The following is a 19,861-nucleotide window of genomic DNA, read 5'->3' as shown; positions in this document are numbered from 1 at the left end:
CTACCTGCAAGCCGCGCGGTCTGCTTTGACGATGGCGGCGGCCAGATGTCCCAATCGACGCGCGGCGTGTCCCGCGATCGAGCCGCCCCGGCGATCGCTCCGCAGCGCCGTCACTTCGTCTTCCAGTCGTGCCGCCCACACGTTGGCTGCCATGGTCTCGGCGGTCGCCTGCTGCAGTTCGACGGCGAGGCGATCGGCGCGCTCCCGCTCGCGTTCGAACACGGCCCTGTAGGCGGTTGCGACGTCTTCGAGCCGCGCGATCTCCGCCTTGAAGGCCTCGGTATTGACGGCCTCGATCCTTGCCATGGAGGCGGCGATGGGGTCCGCCGGGCGAGCACGTCGCGGGCGGGGCGTGTACCGTAGCTCGGCGAGATCAACGCTCACCAGGGCCTTGCCGTCATCCGAACGCGAGCGCGGCAGCCGGCGTCGTCTCGCCAGCGACCGCGCGGCCTCGCGCGAGATATCGAGGCGGGCACTGAGATCGGCATACGTCAACAACGCAACGCACATCGGCGCTTCTCCTGGAGCGAACCGGGAAGGCATTTCGAGCTATTGATGGCTGGACGATTACAGCAAGCTAGGGTGCGTTGGTTAACGGACGGTTAACGGGTGAGGGGGGTGTTTACGGGTGCAGTCGATGTGCCGACCCTGGGATCGTAGAACACCATCTGCAGCGGCTGCGTCTTGTCCGTCTTGCGCAGGCAGCGATAGAGCTGCAGGACGTTTGGAGATGTTCTCCGAAATCTCGTTGCCGGTCCCCATCACAGCAGATGACGAGGTTTTTCGGCTCTAGCTTGCGGTCGGTGTCGCGCACGTGCTCCACGGGACGTGCCTCCGGGTGTGCTGCCGGGGCGAGTATAGGAAGGAGCTTCTATCGTGGAAGTCTGAATGATGGTCCGAACTATCCGGGCGCTCCTTGCGCTGTTGATTTAGGTTCTGTCGTTGTCATAGCTTTCTTGCTTTCGCCAAGCTCACCAACAAGAAGCGCGATGCACTTGTCGTTGTAGGTGTAGTCTTTATGCGCGGCGTGGTAGATGCAATATTCTCTATTGGTTTTGTCAGGTGACTTTGTGCCCTTGGGTGGCCTCACCTTATGCTTCTGCCAAGCTGCGGTGTGGTCATTCATAGAGAACGGCTTGGATGTTGCTTGCCGTACGATCTTTAGGACGTCTCCGGGTTTGTACCGATATAGTTCATCCGCGATCTTGAATTTTTGGAGGACGTTTTGAACGGTCTTACCTTCAGCGGAATCGGGACTAAGGAATTGGATGTGCGCCTTCCCTTTCGAGGCACTATCAAACGTGTATACGACTCTGAACTGGTACTCCAAATCGTCCAATTCCTGCTCGCTCATATCTTTCTTCAAGGCCGCATCTAGTGCAGTGATGTTTGGAGGGACATCATAGGCTGTAAGTTGCGCTAAATGTTCCAAGTCAAGCTTTCCGAACTGGAGCGCAATTGAGAGATCATGCTGTAGTGACAACCGCGAGCCGAACCAAGCAACAAGAGTCTTGTCAAAATTCAAACAGCTTGCCTGGAAGAGTGGCAACCACGTCGCATCACTCCTTCCGAGCATTTTATGCTCAACGTCGTCCCGGATGGTCTTTAACGAGAGTAAATTCTTCTTGATTCCTTTTGATAACGGGCAATCAGTTCGAGGGAGCATGTAGCTAAGAGCGAAGGTTGTTCCGTCTGCATTAAGTGGAGAAATCTTAGCGCGGTGATAATGCTCGTGTAACAAATATGTCCACGCGATATTGGCTAGCACGGCGAATACTTCTGTTTTGAACTTGTAGCCACCGCTGTTGAAGATCGTGACGGCTAGGATCATCGCCTCGCGAGCGCGGATTAGACGCTCATCAGCATAGAGGTTGAGTCCGGTGATAGGATCGTAGCTCTTCTTCTTTCGCTTAAAAAAGGCGACCTCTTCGGGTGAAGCAGGAGCGATACCCGAATCCTTCTTAATGCCTGCAATGCGACCGAAGTTAATCGTTGCCGCGCGTTCATAGTTTATGAGTGTATGAATATCTTGGTTCCGCATGCCTTCGGCCAACAGGGCCTTTATCACGCGCCGTTCTTCGTCGGTAAGAGTCGTCGGCTTCGTCATCTAAGAAGCTGCATTGATGTTGCATTGTGAGAAGTTCACTACTTCTGGAAGCCAACTTAGTCGCAGGACATAGATTGGGATAGTGGCGAGTTAGCACTTTGATCCAAATGGATTGTGGTCATACGGCGCGCCCCCAAAACAAAACGGCCGGATCTTTCGATCCGGCCGCGACTCAAAACTCTACTGGCTAAGCCTACGCCACGCGACGCAACTTAGCCCCCGCCCAATTCTGGAAAACTTGGCTTAGCTGGCCTTCTTGACCGGCGCGTCGCCGACCTTCTTCTGGATGGCGCGCTTCAGCTCGAGGGCGCGCGGCGACAGGGCGTCGGCGCTGGCCTTGAGCAGGAAGGCGTCGAGGCCGCCATTGTGGTCGACGCTCTTGACCGCGTTGGTCGAGACGCGCAGGCGCACGTTGCGCTCCAGGGCTTCCGAGATGAACGTCACGTTGACGAGGTTCGGCAGGAAGCGGCGCTTGGTCTTGATGTTGGAGTGGCTGACCTTGTGGCCGACGAGGGGGCCCTTGGCCGTCAGTTCGCAGCGGCGAGACATGGCAAAATCCTTGTTTCGATCCCCCAACGATTGCGGCCGCCATTCTGGGCGCCACGGGGGCTAATTCTGTGTCCTTGCAGGGAGCGGGCGGACGTATAGGGGGGAAGGGGCGGGTAGTCAAGGATTTGGGCGGGGATTCGTGCCCCGCGCGCTGCCCCACCCGAGGTGTCATCGCACGGCTTGCCGCCTCCGCCAAGGCTTCGGCGAGCCAAGCACCCGCCGAGCCCCGGCGTAGCCTTGGCGGAGCCGGGACCGGGCGATCCAGTATTCCACCGGCGGTGCGGCTGGAGCCGGGAGGCCGCGGCGTACTGGATACCCCGCTCCAGTGCGCAAGTGCGCACAAGGCGGGGTATGACAGGGGAATAAGCGGCAAGAGCTTACCACCGCCCGATCACCAAAACGGCAATGATTGTCGCACCTTACCATCACATAAAGGGCGCATTCGGGCCCGAAGAGTGGGGTCGAGTTCCGCGTCCTGTACGTCCGGACACATTGTTTGCCGCGGTTTTTGGCTTAAGTAACAACCGTTCGCGCCCCGATTGGATTGCTTCGTGCTCACAACGCCTAAGTCAACGCCCCGGCTGCGCCCGGCCGGCCGGCTGGCCTTCGCGGTCCTTTGCGGGCTCGTGCTGGCCTGGGGCGCCGAGCCCGTGGCGGCGCAGGGCAAGCTCGAGGCGCAATATGAGGCGACGCTGGCGGGCATTCCCGTCGGCCGAGGCGCCTGGAACATCGACATCCAGGACGACGTGTTCGCGGCCGCGGCTTCGGGGGGCACCTCGGGGCTCCTAAAATCCTTCGCGGGCGGGTCCGGCACTGGCGCCTCGCAGGGCCGGGTGGTCAACGGCGCGCTGGTTGCGACCGGCTACCAGGCCTCCACCACCACCTCGAAGAAGACCGAAGAGATCCGCATCACGCTCGACAAGGGCAATGTGAAGGATTTTGCGATTCTGCCGGAGCCGCCGGTCGATGCCGACCGCATCGTCGTCACCGACGCGCATCGCCGCGGCGTCTGGGACCCGATGACGGCCTCGCTCTTGCGCGTGCCCGGCAATGGCGACCCCGTCACGCCCGACGCCTGCCACAACGCCGCGCCGGTGTTCGACGGCCGCATGCGCTACGATCTGAAGCTCGATTTCAAGCGCATGGAGACCGTGAAGGCCGAGAAGGGCTATCACGGCCCGGTCGTGGTCTGTTCGCTGTTTTTCGTGCCGGTCGCCGGCTACATCCCCGACCGCCCCGTGATCAAATACCTCGCCGCCCAGCGCAACATCGAGATCGCGTTCGCGCCGGTGGCCGGCACGCGCATCCTGGTTCCGTTCTGGCTGAAAGTGCCGACGCCCTTGGGGCCGGCGATGCTGGAAGCGACGAGCTTCATCACCTCGGCCCAGCCGCCGAAGGTCGCCAAGACGCAGTGACGCCTGCTTACCCTCCCCTAGAGGGGGAGGGTCGATCGCGCGCAGCGCGAGCGGGGTGGGGTGATCTCTCCATTCGAGCAGTCCCCGTGAGGAGAGATCACCCCACCCCGTGACGCATTTCGCTGCGCTCCATGCGTCCACGACCCACGGGCGAGCTACGCTCGTCCCGGACCCCTTCAGGGGAGGGTAAGAAAGCGCGCCTTCGATGAAAATAAAAGACTTGCTAATTCAATAACTTACCTACTGTGCATGGGGTTGTTTTCGCGGTTTTGTTTCGGAGGGGGCGCCGGAACCTGGAATCCATTTGACTCCTCCCCGATTCTGATTCGACTCCGCGCCGTCCCCAATTTTAAGGAACCAGCCCCCGAAACGCCGCTTGTGCGGCGGCACAAAACTCCATCTAGTGCACAACTCACACGGGTCCCGCGACATGTTGCGTGAACGGAACGGGACTCCAGGGGGAGTCAGCGATTCGGCCGCGATTCGTTCTAGAGTCGTTCCGAAGCTTAAGACCAACGGGAAAAGCGTCGCAAAGTGAGACAGTTGCGCGAGGATTGGGGAGATGCTCCCACACACTCCGCTGTCATGCCCCGGCTTGACCGGGGCATCCAGTACGCCGCGGCTTCCCGGCTTACCCACGACGGCCTCGGCGTACTGGATCGCCCGGTCAAGCCGGCCGATGACAGCAGTGAGTGCGGCGGCAGCGGAGCGTTCGGAGACATGGCTGACAGGTCTCGGTCCCCATCACCGCCCCAAACAGCACTGACATTCGCCCAAATCGCCACTACCTAATCCGTCAGACATGGCCTCCTCCTCCCCCTTCGCTTCCGAGCGCGCGCTCTCCGACCGATTGCCCGGCGCGGGCGTCACTGCGGTGCTCGGGCCGACCAACACCGGCAAGACCCATCTCGCCATCGAGCGGATGCTGGCGCATCCCTCGGGCATGATCGGCCTGCCGCTGCGCCTCTTGGCGCGCGAGGTCTACAACAAGATCGCCGCCCGGGTCGGCAGCGAAGCGGTCGCGCTCGTGACGGGCGAGGAGAAGATCAAGCCGAAGAACCCGCGCTATTGGGTCTCCACCGTCGAGGCGATGCCGCGCGACCTCGATGTCTCCTTCCTCGCCGTCGACGAGGTGCAGATCGCATCCGATCTCGAACGCGGCCACGTCTTCACCGACCGCATCCTCAATCGCCGCGGCCGCGACGAGACGCTGCTGCTGGGCGCCGCCACGATGCGCCCGATCATCGAGCGCCTGTTGCCGGGCGTGTCCATGATCACGCGGCCGCGCCTGTCGCAGCTGGAATTCGCCGGCGACCGCAAGATCACGCGCCAGCCGCGCCGGACTGCGATCGTCGCGTTCTCGGCGGATGAGGTCTACGCCATCGCCGAACTGATCCGCCGCCAGCATGGCGGCGCCGCCGTGGTGCTGGGATCGCTGTCACCGCGCACGCGCAATGCGCAGGTCGAGATGTTCCAGAACGGCGACGTCGATTACCTCGTCGCCACCGACGCCGTCGGCATGGGCCTCAATCTCGACGTCGACCACGTCGCCTTTGCCTCCGATCGCAAGTTCGACGGCTACCAGTTCCGCCGCCTGACGCCGGCCGAATTCGCGCAGGTTGCGGGGCGCGCGGGCCGTGCCACGCGCAACGGCACATTCGGCACCACGGGCCGCTGTGCGCCGTTCGAGCCCGAGCTCGTCAACGCGCTGCAGAACCACACCTTCGATCCCGTGAAGATGCTGCAATGGCGCAATTCGAAGCTGGATTTCGCCTCGCTCGGCGCGCTCCAGGTCTCGCTGAACCTCGCCCCCGGCCATGAGGCGCTGACGCGCGCGCCCATCGCCGAGGACATGCGCGTGCTCGACCACGCCGCCCGCGACGTCGAGGTGCGCGATATCGCGCATGGCAAGGCGGCCGTGGAACGTCTCTGGGAGGCCTGCCAGGTCCCCGATTACCGAAAATTGTCGCCGGCGGCCCATGCCGAGCTGGTGACCACGCTCTACGGCTTCCTGATGCAGAAGGGATGCATTCCCGACGCCTGGTTTGCCGCCCAGGTCGACCAGGCCGACCGCGTCGACGGCGATATCGACACGCTGTCGGCCCGGATCGCGCAGATCCGCACCTGGACCTTCGTCGCCAACCGCCCGGACTGGCTGAAAGACCCCGAACGCTGGCAGGGGATCGCGCGGGAGGTCGAAAATAAATTATCGGATGCGCTCCATGAACGCTTGACTGAGCGTTTCGTTGATCGTCGTACCAGTGTATTGATGCGCCGCCTGCGGGAGAACACGAGCTTGAATACGGAAATCGGCAAGACCGGCGAAGTCATCGTCGAAGGCCATGTCATCGGCCGCCTCGATGGCTTCACCTTTGCACCGGATGCGGCGGAAGCCGGCTCCGATGCGAAAGCGTTGCAGGCTGCAGCGCAGGCCGTGCTCGCCGGCGAGATCAACGCGCGCGCCGAGAAACTGGGCAACGCGCCGGACGAGCAGTTCGTGCTGACCTCGGAAGGCATCATCCGCTGGACCGGCGATGCCGTGGCGCGGCTGTCTGCCGCAGAGGACGCGCTGCATCCGCGCATCCGCATCATCTCGGACGAGCGCCTGACCGGCGGCCCGCGCGAGAAAGTGGAGGCCCGGCTCGAGCTCTGGCTCAAGACCCATATCGAAAAGCTGCTCGGGCCGATGTTCGAGCTCAGCAAGGCCGAGGACGTCACCGGCATTGCCCGCGGCATCGCCTATCAGCTGGTCGAGGCGCTCGGCGTGCTCGAGCGTCCGAAGATCGCCAACGAGCTGAAGGATCTCGACCAGCCCTCGCGCGCGACTTTGCGCAAATACGGCGTCCGCTTCGGCGCCTATCACCTCTATTTCCCCGGCCTGCTGAAGCCCGCCGCGCGCGCGCTGGCCGCGCTCTTGTGGGCGCTGAAGCAGGACAATGTCGATCTCTCCTCGCTCTCGGGCGCGCAGCATCTGGCATCGTCGGGCCGCACCTCGTTCCCGGTCGACAAGCAGCTGCCGCGCGATGCCTATCGCGTGCTCGGCTACAAGCAGGCGGGCGAACGCGCCGTGCGCGTCGACATCCTGGAGCGTCTGGCCGATCTGATCCGTCCGGCGCTGGCCTGGCGCGACAACTCGCCCGGCGAAAAGCCCGCCGGCGCCTTCGACGGCCGCAGTTTTGTGGTGACGCAGGCGATGACCTCGCTCACCGGCTCCGCCGGCGAGGACTTCGCCTCCGTGCTGCGCGCGCTCGGCTACCGCATGGAGAAGCGTCCGCCGTTGCCGCAAAAGCCGGTGGCGCCTGCTGCTGCCGAGACGCCGGCTGCTGAAGTCAGCGCAGAGGCTGTGGCCGAGGACACCGCGATCGAAGCCGCCGCAGAGCCGGTCACCGTCGAAGACGCGCCCGGCATGGAGTTGCACGACGAGCCCGCGCAGGAAGAGCCGGCGCTCGAAGCGTCTCCTGAAGCGCCCGTCACGCCCGAAGACGCCCCCGGCATCGCGCCGCCGGTGGATGACGCTGCTGCGCCTGCCGAGCCTGCCGGTCTTGAGGCCGCTCCCGCCGAGACCGCTGCAACCGAAGCCGCTGCATCGGCCGATGCCGCCGCGCCGGTGGAAGCTGCGGCCACGCCCACAGAGCCCGAGCTCGTCGAGGTCTGGCGTCCTGGTGGTCGTCACGAGGACCGCAAGCCGCGCCACGAGCGCCATCGCCACCAGCGTCACCACAATCAGCGTCCGCAGGCCGGCGCCGAGGCAGGCGCCACGCCCGCTGAAGGCGAGGCCGCGCAGTCAGCCGATGGCGAGAAGCGGGGCGAGCGTCATCGTCACGGCGGCGGTCATCGTCGCGACGGGGCCAAGGACTTCCGCAAGCCGCGTGAAGGCGGCGAGGGCGGTGAGCGCCGCGACGATCGCAATCGCAGCTTCCAGGGCAAGGACCGCGACAAGGATCGCGATCGCAACCGTGACAACAAGGGCAAGTTCGGCGGAGATCGCGACAAGGGCCGCGACAACCGTGGCCGCGACCGCGACAAGGGCCGCGACCGCCAGGGCGGTCCGTCGCTGCGTCCCTACGCCTCGAGCGCCAACCCGCGCGAGCGCGATCGCCCCGTCGATCCGAACTCGCCCTTCGCCAAGCTCGCGGCGCTGAAAGAGCAACTGTCCGGCCGCAAGGAGTGATCCCACGACCGAGCGGCAGCGCCTCGACAAATGGTTGTGGCACGCGCGCGTGGTGAAGGCGCGCACCTCCGCGGCCGAGCTCGTCGAATCCGGCCACGTTCGCGTCAACGGTGAGCGCGAGAAGTCGCCGGGACATGCGATCAAGATCGGCGACGTCATCACCGTCGCGCTCGATCGCACCGTGCGCGTGCTGAAAGTCACTGGCTTCAACGAGCGCCGCGGCGATGCCGCCTCGGCCCGCGTGCTCTACGAGGAGCTCGGTGAGCGCAATTAATTGCGCTTTGAATTCATTTCTTGGTCGATCAAACGCGCAAAGCCGTCATGATCGGGCCTTGCCGACCTTGCGGCGCCGGGCCATCCGCGCTACGCAAGCCGCGACTTTTAAAAGAGCTTTTCGGAGCGTTGGATGACTTACGTCGTCACTGAAAACTGCATCAAGTGCAAGTACACCGACTGCGTCGAGGTCTGCCCGGTCGACTGCTTCTACGAGGGTGACAACATGCTCGTCATCCACCCCGATGAGTGCATCGACTGCGGCGTGTGCGAGCCGGAATGCCCCGCCGACGCCATCAAGCCGGACACGGAACCGGGCCTGGAAAAGTGGCTCTCGGTCAACGCCGACTACGCCAAGAGCTGGCCCAACATCACCCAGAAGAAAGAATCACCTGCCGACGCGAAGGAATTCGACGGCATGGAAGGCAAGTTCGAGAAATATTTTTCTCCGAACCCGGGCTCGGGAGACTAATTCGCGCCCAAACTTAACCCTAATACCGGCGTTGCTGCCGAAAACCAGCCCTCAAGACCCCTAAATCATTGATTTTTGCGGGAAATGTGCTATATTGGGCACATTAAGCCGAACCCCGTCAGCCCAGTTGGCCCCGTTGGGTTCCCGTGAAACCAAATGTCGAACAGGGGCGTGGCAGTTTCCGCGCGCAGGCTGTGTCACAGAAAACGCGTAAAAAGAGTACTTCAGCGAGGGCTTCCCATAAGGAGGCCAAAAAAGTCGCCACGGCCAGCCGTAGCGCATCCAAGGGTCGGACCGCTGCCAAGGCGCCGCCGGCTGCAAAGTCCTCGAAGAACAAAAGAAGCGCAATGCCTAACAAGACTGCCAAACCGGCCGCGAAAGCGACCGTTGCCAAGCCTGCTGTTGCCAAGGCTCCCGCTGCCAAGCCCGCCGCGTCGAAGGCTCCTGTTGCTGCTGCTCCTGCCAAGGCTCCCGTTGCCGCCAAGCCCGCTGTGAAGCCGGCGGCTGCTGCGCCGAAGGTCGAGGAAAAGAAGGTCGTGACCCAGCGTCAGGGCTTCAAGGCCAACGAATTCGTCGTCTATCCCGCTCACGGCGTCGGCCAGATCCTGGCCATCGAGGAGCAGGAGATCGCCGGTGCGAAGCTCGAGCTGTTCGTCATCAACTTCATCAAGGACAAGATGACGCTGCGCGTTCCGACCGCCAAGGTCGCCAATGTCGGCATGCGCAAGCTGTCCGAGCCCGCGCTGGTGAAGAAGGCGCTGGAGACGCTCAAGGGCCGCGCCCGCGTCAAGCGCACCATGTGGTCGCGCCGCGCCCAGGAATACGAAGCGAAGATCAATTCGGGCGACATCGTCGCGATCGCGGAAGTCGTGCGCGACCTCTATCGCTCGGAGTCGCAGCCCGAGCAGTCCTACAGCGAACGCCAGCTCTATGAAGCGGCGCTCGATCGTCTCTCCCGCGAGATCGCGGTGGTGCAGCACTCGACCGAGACCGAAGCGGTCAAGGAGATCGAGGCCCAGCTCGCCAAGAGCCCGCGCCGCACCGGTGCCAAGTCCGAAGCCGCCGAGGGCGAAGCGGATGCCGAGGGCGAGGCCGACGATACCGATGGCGACGACACCACCGTCGCCGACGAGGCCGCGTAAGCGCCTCCTGCGTCGATCGCAACAGATCAAAAGCCCGGCCGCTCGGCCGGGCTTTTTGTTTGAGTTTCGTAGGGTGGGTTAGCCCTGCAGATGCACGAAGTGCATCTGCTTGGCGTAACCCACCGCTTCTCTCCCCGCATGGAAAGCAAAGAGGTGGGTTACGCTACGCTAACCCACCCTACGCTTACTCCCCTGTGGTTATGGATCCCGCCCTTCGCCGGGACGACGAAAGAGCTACTTCACCGGCCGCTTCTCGAGCTTCCTTGCCAGCGTCCGCCGGTGCATCCCGAGCCGCCGCGCCGCCTCCGAAATATTGAAATCGGTCTCGATCAGGGTCTGGTGGATGCGCTCCCATTCCAGCGTCTTGATCGATGTCGGCCGCGAATCCAGCGCGACCTCGGCGTTGCCTTCGGCTTTGTTGAAGGCGGCCTCGATGTCGTCGGTGTTCGATGGCTTTGCCAAATAGTGGCAGGCGCCGAGCTTGATCGCCTCGACGGCGGTCGAGATGCTGGCAAAGCCCGTGAGCACGACGATCAGCATGTCCTCATCGTGCGTGTGCAGAAGCTCGACGCAGGCGAGCCCCGAGGCGCCGCCGAGCTTGAGGTCGACCACGGCATGGCCGAAGGATCGCTCCTCCAGCACGCTCCGCACCTCCTCGATCGACGCCGCGAGCACGACATCATAGCCGCGGCGCTCGAACGAACGCTTCAGCGTGCGCGCGAAGCCGGCATCGTCCTCGACCACGATCAGCGAGCGATCAGGCGTCAAATTGACCTCCGATCGCCAGCGTCGCGAGCGGCAGCGTCAGGCGGACGGTGGCGCCGCGCTTCCTGTGGTTCTCGGCGGTCACGGAGCCCCCCAGCTTGCGCACCACGTTCACGACCAGGAACAGGCCGAGCCCGCCGCCGGCGCGGCCCTTGCTCGACTGATAGGGTTTTCCGAGCTGCGCCAGCATCTCCGGCGCGAAGCCCGGGCCGCGGTCGCTGATCGCCAGCACGAGGTTGTCGCCCTCGCGCTCGGCCACGAGCTCGACCCATTCCCGCGAGACCTCGTAGGCGTTGTCGAGCACGTTGAAGATCACCTGCTTCAGCGCGATGTCCGAGGCGATCGCGACGTCCTCGCCGAAGGTGTTGACGAAATACAGCGTGCGCGCCGAGCGCGCGTCGCGCCACTCCTCCACCAGCGCGGTGACGAAAGCCGTCACCGTCGTCGGCGAGGAGCCTTCGCCGCGCGCTTCGCCCGCCGACACCAGAATGCCCGTCACGATCGACTTGCAGCGTTGCAGCGAGGTCTCCATTTCCGCGAGATCCTCGGCGAGCTCCTGGTCGGCGGCGAGATCGGGCATGCGGCGCCAGTCGCCGAGGATGACCGAGAGCGAGGCCAGCGGCGTGCCGAGCTCGTGCGCGGCGCCGGAGGCGAGCAGGCCCATGCGGACGATGTGATCCTGCTCGGCCGCATGCTGGCGCAGCGCCGCCAGATGCGCGTCGCGCTCGCGCAAATTCCTGTTGATGCGGGTGACGAACACGACCAGCAGCACGGCGTTGAGCGCGAAGCCCAGCAGCATGCCGGCGACGGTGAGGGTGTAGGTCTCGCTGAGCGGATTTGGCGGCAGGTCGAGCGGCCGGTAGGCCAGCGTCAGCCAGACGAAGCATGCGCAGGTGAGCGCGACCAGCGACCAGGTCGAGCGGGCGTCGAGCAGCACCGCGCCCAGCGTCACCTGGAGCAGGAACAGCGAGGTGAAGGGGTTGGTGGCGCCGCCGCTGAGGTAAAGCTGCGCAGTCAGCGCGGCGACGTCGAGCATCAAGGCGACCAGCAGCTCGTTGCTGGAGATCGCGGCGCGATGGCGCACCCAGACCAGGCTGGAGACGTTGAGCAGCACCAGCGCGCCGATCACCGCGCCCATCCGCTCGAGCGGCAGCGGGATGCCGAGCCAGAAATGCACGCCGCCGATGGTCACGATCTGGCCGACCACCGCGGTCCAGCGCAGCTGGATCAGCAGCGCCATGTTCTTGCGGTTGGTCTCGTCGTCGGTCGGCGCAGCACCGATCAGCTCGCTGCGTGCGTCCGCCTGCGATTGCAGCGTGACGGTCAGCTCGCCAAGCGGTTGGGAAGGCGTTCTTCCGTCGTCAGGCCTGTTCGACGATCGTTCCAGCATCTGATCCCGTCCTGCGGGCGACGGCATCCGAGCCGCCGGCGGGTTCGTGGACGAAGCGCTTGCGGCGGAACAGCCCGCCGCCGAATGTGACGAGAAGTTTACCGGCCAGCATGAATGCCAGGGCAAACCACGTCAGCGCGTAGATCAGGTGGTTATTGGGAAAGCGGACCACGGTCAATCCGCCGATTGGACCGCTGCCGGATTGTGATCCGGCGTCGGCATCGACGAAGAAGGGCGCGATATTCTGGAGGCCGCGTGCCGCCGCAATCGCGGCGACATCCCGCGAGTACCAGCGGTTGTGCTGGGGCACGTTGTTCCTGAGGAATCCGCCTTTCGGCTCCGTGATGCGCAACAGGCCGGTGATCTCGACCTGGCCGTCCGGATTGCCGTCCCAACGCGTCGATGCGTCGCGCCGCTCGGACGGCACGAAACCGCGGTTGACCAGGACCTGCGTGCCGTCGCTGCGCTCGAGCGGCGTCAGCACCCAATAGCCGGGGCCTTCCTCGGTGACGGCCTGAACCAGCGTCTCGCGGTCATGCAGGAAGCGGCCGGTGAGGCTGACGTGCCTGTATTCGTCGTTTGCGACTGAGACCGCCGGCCATGAAGCAGACGAAGGAATCGGCTGGGCCGGGGCATGGACGCGCTGCTCGACGCGGTCGATCAGCGCCAGCTTCCAGGCGCGGCGCTCGATCTGCCAGACACCAAGCGCGATCAGAAGGACAAAGGCCGTGAGCGAGAGGACCGTGAGCCACAAGGAGGGACGCGCAGCCTTGCTGTTTGCAAATTTGCCGCGCGTCCCGTCTTCCTTGCCTGTCACGGTCCGGGTTTCGCTCACTTCATTCCGCTCATCTGGTGGATCGGCATCATGTTGCTGTTGAGGTGGTTCATCACCCACAGCGAACCGGACAGCGCGATCACCACCATGACGATGGTGAAGATCAGCGCCATCATGCTCCAGCCGTTCTCGGACTTGGGGCTCATGTGCAGGAAGTAGATCATGTGCACGACGATCTGCACCACCGCGAAGGCCATGATCACCAGTGCGGTGATCTGCTTGCTCGGCAGCACGCCGCTCATCACCAGCCAAAACGGGATCGCGGTCAGCACGACCGAGAGCACGAAGCCGAGCATATAGCCCGAGAACGTGCTGTGGGCGTGGCTGTCGCCGTGGTGGTGGTCGTGCGCGCCAGCTGCGTGCGTATCGGTGTTCATCGCAGAACTCCCAGGAGATAGACGAAGGTGAAGACGCCGATCCAGACCACGTCGAGGAAGTGCCAGAACATCGACAGGCACATCAGGCGGCGGCGGTTGGCTTCGATCAGGCCGAACTTCCAGACCTGCACCATCAGCGTCACCAGCCAGATCAGGCCGCAGGAGACGTGCAGGCCGTGGGTGCCGACCAGGGTGAAGAAGGCGGACAGGAAGGCGCTGCGCTGCGGCGTGGCGCCCTCATGGATCATGTGGGCGAACTCGGTGAGCTCGATGCCGATGAAGGCGGCTCCGAACAGGCCGGTGATCGCCAGCCACATCTGCGTCTGGGCGATCTTGTTCTGCTGCATCGTCAGCATGGCAAAGCCATACGTGATCGACGACAGCAGCAGCATCGAGGTGTTCACCGCGACCAGGTCGAGGTCGAACAGGTCTTTCGGCGCGGGGCCGGCGGCGTAGTTGGCGCCGAGCACGCCGAAGGCGGCGAACAGCATCGCGAAGATGAGACAGTCGCTCATCAGATAGATCCAGAAGCCGAGCGAGGTGCTGTAGCCTTCCGGATGCGGATGCTCGTCGGCGAGGTAGAAGAGCGGCTCGCCCGATTGGGTGGGATTGACAGCGATCGTCATTTAGTTGGCTCCGGCGAGCAGTTTGGTGCGCGCGTCCTCGGTCCGGATGACGTCGTCAGCCGGAATGTCGAAGTCGCGGTGATAGTTGAAGGTGTGGCCGATCCCGACGACGAGCATCGCGATGAAGCTCGCTGCGGCCAGCCACCAGATGTACCAGATCAGCCCGAATCCCATCGCGGTGGCGAAGCCGGCGAGGATGATGCCGGTGCCGGTGCTGCTGGGCATGTGGATCGACTTGAACCCGGTCAGCGGACGGTGGTAGCCGCGCTTCTTCATGTCCCACCAAGCGTCATTGTCGTGAACGACGGGGGTGAAGGCGAAGTTGTAGTCCGGCGGGGGCGAGGAGGTCGCCCATTCCAGCGTGCGCGCGTCCCAGGGATCGCCGGTGACGTCCTTGAGCTGCTCGCGCTTGAGGAACGAGACCGCGAACTGCATCAGCATCGAGAGGATGCCGAGGAAGACGAGGAAGGCACCGATCGCGGCGATGACGAACCAGATCTGCAGGCTCGGATCGTCGAACACGCGGAGGCGGCGAGTCACGCCCATCAGGCCGAGCACATAAAGCGGCATGAAGGCGAGGTAGAAACCGACGACCCAGAACCAGAACGACAGCTTGCCCCAGAACACATCGAGCTTGAAGCCGAACGCCTTCGGGAACCAGTAGTTGATGCCGGCGAACGCGCCGAACACCACGCCGCCGATGATCACGTTGTGGAAATGCGCGATCAGGAACAGGCTGTTGTGCAGCACGAAGTCGGCGGGCGGCACCGCGAGCAGAACGCCGGTCATGCCGCCGAGCACGAAGGTCAGCATGAAGGCGATCGTCCACAGCATCGGCAGTTCGTAGCGAATACGACCGCGATACATCGTGAACAGCCAGTTGAACATCTTCGCGCCCGTTGGGATCGAGATGATCATCGTGGTGATGCCGAAGAACGAGTTGACGCTGGCGCCCGAACCCATCGTGAAGAAGTGGTGCAGCCACACCAGGTACGACAGGATGGTGATGACCACCGTGGCGTAGACCATCGAGGTGTAGCCGAACAGCCGCTTGCCGGAGAAGGTCGAGGTCACCTCCGAGAAGATGCCGAAGGCGGGGAGAACCAGGATGTAGACCTCGGGATGGCCCCAGATCCAGATCAGGTTCACGTACATCATCGGGCTGCCGCCGAAATCGTTCGTGAAGAAGTTGGTGCCAACGTAGCGATCGAGCGAGAGCAGCGCGAGCACAACGGTCAGGACGGGGAAGGAAGCGACGATCAGGATGTTGGTGCAGAGCGAGGTCCAGGTGAACACCGGCATCTTCATCATGGTCATGCCGGGGCAGCGCAGCTTGACGATGGTGCAGATCAGGTTGATGCCGGATAGCGTCGTGCCGACGCCGGCGACCTGCAGCGCCCAGATGTAATAATCGACGCCGACGTCGGGACTGTAGCCGATGTTCGACAGTGGCGGATAAGCCAGCCAGCCGGTGCGGGCGAATTCACCGATGAACAGCGAGGCCATCACGAGCACGGCGCCGCCGACCGTCATCCAGAAGCTGAAATTGTTCAGGAACGGGAACGACACGTCGCGGGCGCCGATCTGGAGCGGCACGACGTAGTTCATCAGGCCGGTGACCAGCGGCATCGCCACGAAGAAGATCATGATCACGCCGTGGGCGGTGAAGACCTGGTCGTAGTGATGGGCGTTGAGATAGCCTTCGGAGCCGCCAAAGGCGAGCATCTGCTGGCCGCGCATCATCAGCGCGTCGGCGAAGCCGCGCAGCAGCATCACGATGCCGAGGATCATGTACATGATGCCGATGCGCTTGTGGTCCACCGTGGTGAACCATTCACGCCACAGGTAGCCCCAGAGACGGAAATAGGTGAGGCCGCCGAGCATCACGGCGCCGCCGAGCGCGACCACCGCGAAGGTGCCGACGACGATCGGCTCGTGCAACGGCAGCGACTCGAGGCCGAGCCGGCCGAAGATGAGCTTGAGAAGATCAGGAGACATGCGAGCTCTCTTTAGGAGTCTGACTTCGGACGCTGTCCGAGGAAGAAGGACGAGGACTTCAGCGGCGCGAACGACGGCCGCTTCAGGCCAGCGCCGATGAGCGGCGCGCTGTCGTTGGGAGCCTTGATCGACGCGGTGGTCTGCCCCTGCGGCGCATCCGGCGTGCAGGTGCCGGCGACGAAGGTCGGCTCCGGCCCGAGCGGGGTGCCGCGGCGGGCGTACTTGTCGTAAGTGAGGGGCAGGGTGTTGTTCAGGCCTTCATGGCCGCGACCGCCCTTGGCATCGATCGCCATCATCTCGCTCTGGCACATCTTGCCGGTCTCGACGCACATGTTGAGGATCAGGCGGTAGAGATCGGCATCGACGGTGCCGTAGCGACGCACCGGCTCGTTCTGGCTGGGCTTCTCCAACTGGAGATATTCAGTGCGGCCGAGCGAGCCGCCGGCGGACTTGGCCTGCGCGATCCAGGCGTCGAAGCCCTTGTCGTCGAGGCCCTGGAAGTTGAAGTGCATGCCGGAGAAGCCGGCGCCGCTGTAGTTCGCCGAGAAGCCCTTGTAGGTGCCGGCGTGGTTCACCACCGCGTGGAGCTTTGTCTCCATGCCCGGCATCGCGTAGATCTGGCCGGCCAGCGCGGGGATGTAGAACGAGTTCATCACCGAGGAGGAGGTGATGCGGAATTTGATCGGACGATCGACGGGAGCTGCCAGGTCGTTGACGGTGGCGATGCCGTAATCCGGATAGATGAAGAGCCACTTCCAGTCGAGCGCGACGACGTCGACCTCGAGCGGGGCCTTGGACTGGTCCACCGCGCGGTCGGCATGGATGCGGCCGAGCGTGCGATAGGGGTCGAGCAGGTGCGTGCCCATCCAGGTCAGCGCGCCCAGGCAAACGATGATCAGCAGCGGCGCCGACCAGATCACCAGCTCGAGCTTGGTCGAGTGATCCCATTCCGGCTCGTAGCGGGCCGAGGTGTTGGATTGGCGGTAGCGCCAGGCGAACAGCACCGTCAGCGCCATCACGGGGACGACGATCAGGAGCATCAGGACGGTGGAGATGATGACGAGGTCGCGCTGTTGCGCCGCGATATCGCCGGCGGGCGCCAGCACGACGTAGTTGCAGCCACTGAGCGCAACTGCCAGGGGTAGCAGCGACAGGATCTTGAGACGGGACACGGGCCGAGCCTTATGAGAATGAGTTTCCTTTGCGGGGCCAACGGGTAGCTGCGGCGCAGCAATCCGGACATTGGACAATTTGTCCAATGTTGCACTGCGGGATGTTGGGTCAGACAGGGCCAGATTGCCTGGCCCTCGCCGGGCGGTCGGCTTTGGTTTTCAGGACGTTAAGGGCGCACGAATGGCGACGGCACAGACCCCTGCAATGGCAGACCTCCACTCGGGCGAGCACGGCCACGACCAGGCCAGTCCCGGCGAGATCGCCATCGGCGTCATCATCGGCCGCACCTCGGAATTCTTCGACTTCTTCGTGTTCGCGATCGCCTCGGTGATCGTGTTCCCGCGCCTGGTGTTTCCGTTCACGAGCGAGCTGACCGGCACCCTCTATTCCTTCATGATCTTCGCGCTGGCCTTCATCGCCCGGCCGATCGGCACCGTCATTTTCATGACGGTCGACCGGGAGTACGGCAAGACGGCCAAGCTGGTCTCGGCGCTATTCCTGCTCGGCACCGCCACCGTGGCGCTCGCGTTCCTGCCCGGCTATCATGAGATCGGCGTTGCCGCGATCTGGCTGCTGGCGCTGGCGCGTATCGCGCAGGGTCTGGCCTGGGGTGGCGCCTGGGACGGCATGGCGTCGCTGCTGGCGCTGAACGCGCCGCCCTCCAAGCGCGGCTGGTACGCGATGGTGCCGCAGCTCGGCGCTCCGCTCGGGCTGATCGTGGCGAGCGCCCTGTTCGCCTATTTCGCCGGCAATCTCTCGGCCGATGATTTCTTCGACTGGGGCTGGCGCTATCCGTTCTTCGTCGCCTTCGCCATCAACGTCGTGGCGCTGTTCGCGCGCCTGCGCATGGTGACGACGGAAGAATATTCCTCGCTGTTCGAGACCCGCGAATTGCAGCCGGCGCGCATCTCCGAGACCGTCGCGCGCGAAGGCCAGAACATCATGCTCGGCGCGTTCGCGCCGCTTGCGAGCTTCGCGCTGTTCCACATGGTTACGGTGTTTCCGCTGTCCTGGGTGTTCCTGTTCACCCGCGAAAGCCCGGTGCGCTTCTTGATCATCGAGATCGTCGCCGCCGTGTTCGGCGTCGGCGCGATCGTGCTGTCCGGCATCATTGCCGACCGCGTCGGCCGCAAGTCGCTGCTGATGGGATCGGCGATCGCGATCGCGATCTACAGCGGATTCGCGCCCCAGCTGCTCGACGCCGGCGCGTTCGGTGAGACGATCTACATGGTGATCGGCTTCATCCTGCTCGGCCTGTCCTTCGGCCAGTCCTCGGGCGCAATCGCCTCGAACTTCAGGCAAGCCTATCGCTACACGGCCTCCGCGCTGACCTCCGACATGGCCTGGCTGTTCGGCGCCGGCTTCGCCCCGCTGGTGGCGCTGCTGCTCGCCACCAATCTCGGCGTTATCGCTTCGGGCGCCTATCTGCTGTCCGGCGCGTTCTGGACCCTGCTGGCGCTCTGGCTCAGCGGCCAGCGCGAGGCGGGGGATATGGACGCCGGGGGCTCCTCCACGAACTGAGCCGGTCGATCAGTTGCGTGGAACGCCGTTCCGCAGCGCGTTCTCGTCGCTGTTGAGTTTGGCAAGGAGAACGGACAGCCGCTTTGCCAGCTGTTTGACGTCCGGATCGACGAGCCCGTCGCGGATGCAGACGACGGCGCGCGAAGGCGGCAGCTTTGGCAGGTAATAGTCTTTGGATTTTATGATGTCCGACCCGGCCAGGACGCTTGGCATGGCGGATATGCCGAGGCCCGCCCGAACGGCACTGATGCGCACGGCGGAATCCGAACTTCGCAGCACGATCCGGTAGGCGATTCCGCTGCGATCGAGCGGCCCGATCATCCAGTTGTCCTCGGGCAAGGTGATGATCGGAATCGGCGCGCCGGGCCGCGCGACGAAGTCTTTCGACCTGACCCAGCTCGTCTCGAACTGGAATTCACCGACGATCAGGTCCTCGAACTCCTGCCCGAAATTCTCGCGCAGGAACAAGCACGCGACATCGACAAATCCCTCGATGAGGCCGCGTCGAATCTCGCTGGAGAGCTCGGCAGAGACGAAGACGTTGGTGAACGTTTCCTTGCTGAACTCGTCGAACAACTGTTCTGCCAGGAGCTGGCTCACGCCAAGCCGGCGTACGGCGGATTTGTCCGATCCTCCCAGCCTGAGAAGCTGATCATTCGCGTCGATGATGCGACGGGCCTGCTGAAGCGCGAGCTTGCCAAGCTCGGTCACGGCGGTCCCGTTTGCGGTCCGCGAGAACAACTCCCCGCCGATGAGACCTTGCAGGCGCTTTATCTGCGCGCTGATCGCCGGTTGGCTGAGGTTGAGCCGCTCGGCCGCCTTGGACATGCTGCCCGTATCGGCGATCGCCACGACGGTTCGCATGGTCTCCATGGGAATATTTTGAATCTGCTGTCGAAGCACAGGGCTCCTCCGGGCAGGTGCCATCAAGGAAAATTATCTCCCTATAAAAATAGTGCTCTTCTGATTCGGCGCAGCCTGCCGGCGCCCCTAGGGTTGAGCGCTAGAAGCTCAGCCGCAATTGGCCTTTGGTGTCGATGACGTCAA

General features: G+C 63.8%; 16 protein-coding genes and 2 pseudogenes. 6 read left to right on the top strand and 12 right to left on the bottom strand.

Translation table 11 applies throughout. The features are described from left to right. The 4 genes and pseudogenes from RAD15_RS35240 to rpmB form a co-directional block, all read right to left on the bottom strand. Positions 1-510, bottom strand: coding sequence for a hypothetical protein (locus RAD15_RS35240; protein ID WP_458183315.1), 510 nt, complete (start codon positions 508-510; stop codon positions 1-3). A gap of 116 nt (positions 511-626) precedes the next feature. Further along, a pseudogene (locus RAD15_RS35235) lies at positions 627-823 on the bottom strand (T6SS phospholipase effector Tle1-like catalytic domain-containing protein); the annotation flags it as partial. A gap of 78 nt (positions 824-901) precedes the next feature. Continuing rightward, positions 902-2,107, bottom strand: a complete 1,206-nt coding sequence (locus tag RAD15_RS35230; RefSeq protein WP_458183314.1) for a DUF3644 domain-containing protein — start codon at positions 2,105-2,107, stop codon at positions 902-904. A gap of 243 nt (positions 2,108-2,350) precedes the next feature. Then, the gene (gene rpmB, locus RAD15_RS35225) at positions 2,351-2,656 is read right to left on the bottom strand and encodes a 50S ribosomal protein L28 (RefSeq protein ID WP_458183313.1); all 306 of its coding nucleotides are present in this window, start codon (positions 2,654-2,656) and stop codon (positions 2,351-2,353) included. 551 nt (positions 2,657-3,207) lie between these two features. Here rpmB and RAD15_RS35220 point away from each other — a divergent pair. From RAD15_RS35220 to RAD15_RS35200, 5 genes and pseudogenes are all read left to right on the top strand, one after another. Continuing rightward, positions 3,208-4,071, top strand: coding sequence for a DUF3108 domain-containing protein (locus RAD15_RS35220; protein WP_458183312.1), 864 nt, complete (start codon positions 3,208-3,210; stop codon positions 4,069-4,071). 802 nt (positions 4,072-4,873) lie between these two features. After that, positions 4,874-8,242, top strand: coding sequence for a helicase-related protein (locus RAD15_RS35215; RefSeq protein ID WP_458183311.1), 3,369 nt, complete (start codon positions 4,874-4,876; stop codon positions 8,240-8,242). Positions 8,243-8,252: 10 nt separating this feature from the next. Beyond that, positions 8,253-8,516 (top strand): annotated as a pseudogene (locus RAD15_RS35210) (RNA-binding S4 domain-containing protein); the annotation flags it as partial. A 132-nt stretch (positions 8,517-8,648) separates the two neighbouring features. Further along, positions 8,649-8,987 carry a ferredoxin FdxA gene (gene fdxA / locus RAD15_RS35205; RefSeq protein WP_011082989.1) on the top strand — a complete coding sequence of 113 codons (339 nt, stop codon included), beginning with the start codon at positions 8,649-8,651 and terminating at the stop codon, positions 8,985-8,987. 146 nt (positions 8,988-9,133) lie between these two features. Further along, positions 9,134-10,129: a CarD family transcriptional regulator gene (locus RAD15_RS35200; RefSeq protein WP_458183310.1), complete on the top strand. Its 996-nt coding sequence runs from the start codon at positions 9,134-9,136 to the stop codon at positions 10,127-10,129. Positions 10,130-10,363: 234 nt separating this feature from the next. Here RAD15_RS35200 and RAD15_RS35195 read toward each other — a convergent pair whose 3' ends face one another. Genes RAD15_RS35195 through cyoA form a run of 7 tightly spaced genes read right to left on the bottom strand, consistent with a single transcriptional unit; the run spans position 10,364 to position 17,292 of the window. Continuing rightward, entirely contained in the window at positions 10,364-10,897 is a 534-nt protein-coding gene (locus tag RAD15_RS35195; protein WP_458183309.1) for a response regulator transcription factor, read from the bottom strand. After that, a complete protein-coding gene (locus RAD15_RS35190) occupies positions 10,887-12,284 on the bottom strand; it encodes an ATP-binding protein (RefSeq protein WP_458183308.1) in 1,398 nt (465 codons plus the stop codon). Before RAD15_RS35190 ends, RAD15_RS35195 begins: the two co-directional genes overlap by 11 nt. Next, complete coding sequence (locus RAD15_RS35185; protein WP_458183307.1) at positions 12,256-13,119, bottom strand: SURF1 family protein; 864 nt, start codon at positions 13,117-13,119, stop codon at positions 12,256-12,258. Before RAD15_RS35185 ends, RAD15_RS35190 begins: the two co-directional genes overlap by 29 nt. Next, a complete protein-coding gene (gene cyoD, locus RAD15_RS35180; RefSeq protein WP_458183306.1) occupies positions 13,116-13,496 on the bottom strand; it encodes a cytochrome o ubiquinol oxidase subunit IV in 381 nt (126 codons plus the stop codon). Before cyoD ends, RAD15_RS35185 begins: the two co-directional genes overlap by 4 nt. Next, positions 13,493-14,122: a cytochrome o ubiquinol oxidase subunit III gene (cyoC, locus tag RAD15_RS35175; RefSeq protein WP_458183305.1), complete on the bottom strand. Its 630-nt coding sequence runs from the start codon at positions 14,120-14,122 to the stop codon at positions 13,493-13,495. Before cyoC ends, cyoD begins: the two co-directional genes overlap by 4 nt. Next, positions 14,123-16,120: a cytochrome o ubiquinol oxidase subunit I gene (gene cyoB, locus RAD15_RS35170; protein WP_458183304.1), complete on the bottom strand. Its 1,998-nt coding sequence runs from the start codon at positions 16,118-16,120 to the stop codon at positions 14,123-14,125. Positions 16,121-16,131: 11 nt separating this feature from the next. Further along, a complete protein-coding gene (cyoA, locus tag RAD15_RS35165) occupies positions 16,132-17,292 on the bottom strand; it encodes a ubiquinol oxidase subunit II (RefSeq protein WP_458183303.1) in 1,161 nt (386 codons plus the stop codon). 181 nt (positions 17,293-17,473) lie between these two features. On the opposite strand from cyoA, the gene RAD15_RS35160 reads away from it, so the two are divergent. Then, the gene (locus RAD15_RS35160) at positions 17,474-18,814 is read left to right on the top strand and encodes an MFS transporter (RefSeq protein WP_458183302.1); all 1,341 of its coding nucleotides are present in this window, start codon (positions 17,474-17,476) and stop codon (positions 18,812-18,814) included. Between the two features lie 9 nt (positions 18,815-18,823). Here the strand turns inward: RAD15_RS35160 and RAD15_RS35155 are convergent, their stop codons facing one another. Then, positions 18,824-19,678: a LysR family transcriptional regulator gene (locus RAD15_RS35155; RefSeq protein ID WP_458183362.1), complete on the bottom strand. Its 855-nt coding sequence runs from the start codon at positions 19,676-19,678 to the stop codon at positions 18,824-18,826. Positions 19,679-19,861 lie beyond the last annotated feature (183 nt).

The organism is Bradyrhizobium sp. 14AA (assembly GCF_054185205.1).
The sequence above is the reverse complement of the archived record's forward strand: the minus strand, read 5'-3'. Positions and strand labels throughout refer to the sequence as shown.

Coding starts and splice junctions, on each gene's coding strand:
- RAD15_RS35240 (WP_458183315.1), bottom strand. CDS start 510: ATGTGCGTTGCGTTGTTGACGTATGCCGATCTCAGTGCCCGCCTCGAT.
- RAD15_RS35230 (WP_458183314.1), bottom strand. CDS start 2,107: ATGACGAAGCCGACGACTCTTACCGACGAAGAACGGCGCGTGATAAAG.
- rpmB (WP_458183313.1), bottom strand. CDS start 2,656: ATGTCTCGCCGCTGCGAACTGACGGCCAAGGGCCCCCTCGTCGGCCAC.
- RAD15_RS35215 (WP_458183311.1), top strand. CDS start 4,874: ATGGCCTCCTCCTCCCCCTTCGCTTCCGAGCGCGCGCTCTCCGACCGA.
- fdxA (WP_011082989.1), top strand. CDS start 8,649: ATGACTTACGTCGTCACTGAAAACTGCATCAAGTGCAAGTACACCGAC.
- RAD15_RS35190 (WP_458183308.1), bottom strand. CDS start 12,284: ATGCTGGAACGATCGTCGAACAGGCCTGACGACGGAAGAACGCCTTCC.
- cyoD (WP_458183306.1), bottom strand. CDS start 13,496: ATGAACACCGATACGCACGCAGCTGGCGCGCACGACCACCACCACGGC.
- cyoC (WP_458183305.1), bottom strand. CDS start 14,122: ATGACGATCGCTGTCAATCCCACCCAATCGGGCGAGCCGCTCTTCTAC.
- cyoB (WP_458183304.1), bottom strand. CDS start 16,120: ATGTCTCCTGATCTTCTCAAGCTCATCTTCGGCCGGCTCGGCCTCGAG.
- RAD15_RS35160 (WP_458183302.1), top strand. CDS start 17,474: ATGGCGACGGCACAGACCCCTGCAATGGCAGACCTCCACTCGGGCGAG.
- RAD15_RS35155 (WP_458183362.1), bottom strand. CDS start 19,678: ATGCGAACCGTCGTGGCGATCGCCGATACGGGCAGCATGTCCAAGGCG.